Source organism: Melaminivora alkalimesophila, from assembly GCF_000282995.1.
GTDB classification, from domain to species: domain Bacteria; phylum Pseudomonadota; class Gammaproteobacteria; order Burkholderiales; family Burkholderiaceae_C; genus Melaminivora; species Melaminivora alkalimesophila.
Genome location: NZ_ALEE01000335.1, coordinates 1 through 3705, shown reverse-complemented (window position 1 = coordinate 3705; position 3705 = coordinate 1). Strand labels below are relative to the sequence as shown.

Annotated in this window: 5 protein-coding genes; all 5 read left to right on the top strand. The window is 68.3% G+C overall.

Translation table 11 applies throughout. The features are described 5' to 3' along the window. A partial coding sequence (locus A612_RS06230; protein ID WP_019373652.1) for an ABC transporter permease subunit occupies positions 1-534 on the top strand: 534 nt, incomplete at its 5' end. Continuing rightward, positions 531-1412, top strand: a complete 882-nt coding sequence (gene pstA, locus A612_RS06225) for a phosphate ABC transporter permease PstA (RefSeq protein ID WP_019373651.1) — start codon at positions 531-533, stop codon at positions 1410-1412. The genes A612_RS06230 and pstA, both read left to right, overlap by 4 nt. A gap of 32 nt (positions 1413-1444) precedes the next feature. Further along, complete coding sequence (gene pstB, locus A612_RS06220; RefSeq protein ID WP_019373650.1) at positions 1445-2227, top strand: phosphate ABC transporter ATP-binding protein PstB; 783 nt, start codon at positions 1445-1447, stop codon at positions 2225-2227. After that, on the top strand, positions 2224-2928 hold the full coding sequence (phoU, locus tag A612_RS06215; protein WP_019373649.1) for a phosphate signaling complex protein PhoU: 705 nt from the start codon (positions 2224-2226) through the stop codon (positions 2926-2928). The genes pstB and phoU overlap by 4 nt, the downstream gene beginning before the upstream one ends. A gap of 36 nt (positions 2929-2964) precedes the next feature. Continuing rightward, positions 2965-3678 carry a phosphate regulon transcriptional regulator PhoB gene (gene phoB, locus A612_RS06210; protein ID WP_019373648.1) on the top strand — a complete coding sequence of 238 codons (714 nt, stop codon included), beginning with the start codon at positions 2965-2967 and terminating at the stop codon, positions 3676-3678. Positions 3679-3705: the final 27 nt, after the last annotated feature.

Sequence of the window (3705 nt, the reverse complement as noted above, 5' to 3'; positions counted from 1 at the left end):
CACCAGCCGCTGCAGTCGCTGCTGGCGGGCGTGCCCTACCTGGGCGCGTTCGTGTCCGGGCCGCCGGTGGGCATCGGCATTCTCTCGGCCGGGATCATCCTGGCGATCATGATCATTCCGTTCATCGCCTCGGTCATGCGCGACGTGTTCGAGGTCACGCCCGCGCTGCTGAAAGAGTCCGCCTACGGCCTGGGCGCCACGACCTGGGAAGTCGTCTGGAAGGTCGTGCTGCCCTACACCAAGGCGGGCGTGCTGGGCGGCATCATGCTGGGCCTGGGGCGCGCCCTGGGCGAGACCATGGCCGTCACCTTCGTGATCGGCAACATGAACCAGCTCAACTCGCTGTCGGTGTTCGACGCGGCCAACAGCATCACCTCGGCCCTGGCCAACGAGTTCGCCGAGGCGGGCGAGGGGCTGCACCAGGCGTCGCTGATCTACCTGGGCCTGGTGCTGTTCTTCATCACCTTCATCGTCCTGTCGCTGTCCAAGCTGCTGCTGGCGCGCCTGAAGAAGGGCGAAGGGGCACGCACATGAGCACCTCCCGCAAGCTGATCGCTGCCGCCGAACTGGCGCAGGTGCGCGCGCAGCGCTACGCCGCGCGCAAGCAGCTCAACCGCATTGCCCTCACGCTGTCGCTGCTGGCGATGGCGTTCGGCGTGTTCTGGCTGGTCTGGATCCTGTGGGAGACCCTGCGCCTGGGCCTGGGCGGCCTGAGCGTGGCGCTGTTCACGCAGATGACGCCGCCGCCCAACGAGGCGGGCGGCATCGCCAACGCCATCTTCGGCTCCTTCGTCATGGTGCTGCTGGCCACCTTCGTGGGCACGCCCATCGGCATCATGGCCGGCGTCTACCTGGCCGAGTACGACACGCGCAGCTGGCTGGCCAGCACCACGCGCTTCGTCAACGACATCCTGCTGTCGGCGCCCAGCATCGTGATCGGCCTGTTCGTCTATGCCGTGGTGGTGGCGCGCTTCAAGAGCTTCTCGGCCTGGGCCGGCATCATGGCGCTGGCGCTGATCGTCATTCCCGTGGTCATCCGCACCACCGAGAACATGCTGGCCCTGGTGCCCGCCAGCCTGCGCGAGGCGGCCTATGCCCTGGGCACGCCCAAGTGGAAGGTCATCACCATGGTCACGCTGCGCGCGGCGCGCGCCGGGGTCGTCACCGGCGTGCTGCTGGCCGTGGCGCGCATCGCGGGCGAGACAGCGCCGCTGCTGTTCACCGCGCTGAACAACCAGTTCTGGAACGGCGACCTGTCCAAGCCCATGGCCAGCCTGCCGGTGACCATCTTCAAGTTCGCCATGAGCCCCTACGAGAACTGGCAGCAGCTGGCCTGGGCCGGCGTCTTCCTGATCACGCTGGCTGTGCTGGCGCTCAACATCCTGGCGCGCGTGCTGGCGCGCCAGAAGTGACGAACCCCCGTTTTCGCAAGCGAGAGACCTCCATGCAATTCCCACGGACCGCCGAGCCTGCACGCGCCAAGCTCACCGTGCGCGACCTGAACTTCTACTACGGACGCTTCCACGCGCTGAAGAACATCAACTTGGAGATCCCCGAGCACAAGGTCACGGCCTTCATCGGGCCTTCGGGCTGCGGCAAGTCCACGCTCTTGCGCACCTTCAACCGCATGTTCGAGTTGTACCCGGAGCAGCGCGCCGAGGGCCAGATCCTGCTGGACGGACAGGACCTGCTCACGTCCAAGGACGACGTGGCGCTGATCCGCGCCAAGGTGGGCATGGTGTTCCAGAAGCCCACGCCGTTTCCGATGTCCATCTACGACAACATCGCCTTCGGCGTGAAGCTCTTCGAGAACCTGTCCGCCGCGGACATGGACGAGCGCGTGGAGTGGGCGCTGCGCAAGGCCGCGCTGTGGGGCGAGGTCAAGGACAAGCTCACGCAAAGCGGCGCCAGCCTCTCGGGCGGGCAGCAGCAGCGCCTGTGCATCGCCCGCGGCATCGCCATCAAGCCCGAGGTGCTGCTGCTGGACGAGCCCTGCTCGGCGCTGGACCCGATCTCCACGGCCAAGATCGAGGAGCTGATCGCCGAGCTGAAGAACGACTACACGGTGGTCATCGTTACGCACAACATGCAGCAGGCCGCGCGCTGCAGCGACTACACGGCCTACATGTACCTGGGCGACCTGGTGGAATTCGGCGAAACCGAGGCCATGTTCTTCAAGCCCCAGCGCAAGGAAACCGAGGACTACATCACCGGGAGGTTCGGATGAGCGAGGCCAAGCACCTGTCGAGCCAGTTCGACAGCGAACTCAACGGCATCTCTGCCCGCGTCATGGAGCTGGGCGGGCTGGTGGAGGCGCAGATCCGCCACGCCATCGAGGCGCTGGCGCAATTCAGCGTGGAGGCGGCGGAGCAGGTCGAGGCCGTCGAGCGGCGCGTGAATGCGCTGGAGGTGGAGATCGACCGCGAGCTGTCCACCATCATTGCCCGGCGCCAGCCCACGGCGCGCGACCTGCGCCTGCTGATCGCCTTCTCCAAAGCGACGGCCAACCTCGAGCGCATGGGCGACGAGGCGACGCGCATGGCGCGCATGTGCCGCTCGATCATCGACAGCGGCGCGGCGCGTGCGCTGCCCACGGGAGACCTGCGCATGGCGGCCGACCTGGCCTCGGGCCTGCTGCGCAAGGCGCTGGACGCCTTCGCCCGGCTGGACACCCGCGCCGCGCTGGCCATCCTGAAGGAGGACGACCTGATCGACGAGGAGTTCGACGGCTTCGTGCGCAAGCTGGTCACCTACATGATGGAGGACCCGCGCAAGATCTCGCCCAGCCTGGATCTGCTGTTCCTGGCCAAGGCCATCGAGCGCATCGGCGACCATTCCAAGAACGTGGCCGAGCTCATCATCTACCTGGTGGAGGGCCGCGACGTGCGCCACCAGACGCTGCAGCAGATCGAGTCCGAACTCGGTTGAGATGGCACCAGAATCCTTCCCGGACCGCGCACCCCCATGAAGAAACTGCCCCGCGTGCTGATCGTCGAGGACGAGCCGCCGATCGCCGAGCTGATCGCCCTGAACCTGCGCCACAACGGTTTCGCGCCCGTGTGGGCCGAGGATGGCGAGGCCGCCCAGCGCGAGCTGGACGCCGTGCTGCCCGACGTGATCCTGCTCGACTGGATGCTGCCGGGCGCGAGCGGACTGCAGCTGGCGCGGCGCTGGCGCGCCGATGCGCGCACGCGGGGGGTGCCGATCCTGATGCTGACGGCGCGCGGCGACGAGCCCGACAAGGTGGCGGGGCTGGACGCGGGTGCCGACGACTACGTCACCAAGCCCTTTTCCGGCCAGGAACTGCTCGCGCGCATTCGGGCGGTGCTGCGCCGGCGCGCGCCTGAGCAAGTGGCCGACCAGCTCGTGGTGGGCGGGCTGGCGCTCGACGGCGCGGCGCACCGTGCGCGCTGGCAGGGCACGGAATTGCGGCTCGGACCCACCGAGTTCCGGCTGCTGCGTTACCTGATGGCGCACCCCGAGCGCGTGCACAGCCGCGCGCAGCTGCTCGACAGGGTCTGGGGCGACCATGTGTTCATCGAGGAGCGCACGGTGGACGTGCACATCAAGCGCCTGCGCGAGGCGCTGGGCGGGGCGGCGGCGCTGGTGGAGACGGTGCGCGGCGCCGGCTACCGGCTCAACCCCCGGGCGCTGGACGGCGGGCGGGAGGGAGCGTGAGCCTGCGGCTGCTCGGGCTGGGCGCCA

Coding starts and splice junctions, on each gene's coding strand:
- phoU (WP_019373649.1), top strand. CDS start 2,224: ATGAGCGAGGCCAAGCACCTGTCGAGCCAGTTCGACAGCGAACTCAAC.
- phoB (WP_019373648.1), top strand. CDS start 2,965: ATGAAGAAACTGCCCCGCGTGCTGATCGTCGAGGACGAGCCGCCGATC.
- pstB (WP_019373650.1), top strand. CDS start 1,445: ATGCAATTCCCACGGACCGCCGAGCCTGCACGCGCCAAGCTCACCGTG.
- pstA (WP_019373651.1), top strand. CDS start 531: ATGAGCACCTCCCGCAAGCTGATCGCTGCCGCCGAACTGGCGCAGGTG.